Origin of the sequence: Mesorhizobium sp. M1409 (genome assembly GCF_040317535.1) — a bacterium.
Lineage (GTDB): Bacteria > Pseudomonadota > Alphaproteobacteria > Rhizobiales > Rhizobiaceae > Mesorhizobium.
In genome coordinates, this window is sequence record NZ_JAMYKV010000166.1 from 1 (window position 1) to 601 (window position 601).

General features: G+C 64.2%; 1 protein-coding gene and 1 pseudogene. Both read right to left on the minus strand.

What is annotated here, in order from left to right:
• Window positions 1–497 (minus strand): GTP-binding protein (locus NKG99_RS35860; protein WP_352874194.1); only part of this gene is annotated, 497 nt, incomplete at its 3' end.
• 2 nt (window positions 498–499) lie between these two features.
• A pseudogene (locus NKG99_RS35865) lies at window positions 500–601 on the minus strand (sulfate adenylyltransferase subunit CysD); the annotation flags it as partial.

The window sequence follows — 601 nt, forward strand, 5'->3', positions numbered from 1 at the left end:
GCCAGCACGATGTGGCGGATGCCGAGCAGCGAGGCGATGATCGAATGGCGCCTGGTCTGGCGCAGCACCCCTTGCCGGGCATCGATCAGCACGATCGCCAGGTCGGCGGTCGAGGCGCCGGTCGCCATGTTGCGCGTGTACTGTTCGTGGCCGGGCGTGTCGGCAACGATAAACTTGCGCTTCGGCGTAGCGAAGAAGCGGTAGGCGACGTCGATGGTGATGCCTTGCTCACGCTCGGCCTCGAGACCGTCGACCAGCAAAGCGAAATCGATGTCGTCACCGGTGGTGCCATGCTTGCGCGAATCGCGCTCGAGCGCGGCGAGCTGGTCCTCGAAAATCTGCTTGGTGTCGGAAAGCAGGCGCCCGATCAGCGTCGACTTGCCGTCATCGACGGAACCGCAGGTCAGGAAGCGCAGCAGCGACTTCTTCTCTTGCGCCGCCAGATAGTCGCGAACGCCGTCGGTGGGTGCGAGGCTCTTTGCCATGATGTGGCGCATGGTCAAAAGTACCCCTCGCGCTTCTTCTTTTCCATCGAGCCGGCTTCGTCGCGGTCGATCAGGCGCCCCTGCCGTTCGGAGGTGCGCGCGGTCAGCATTTCGCC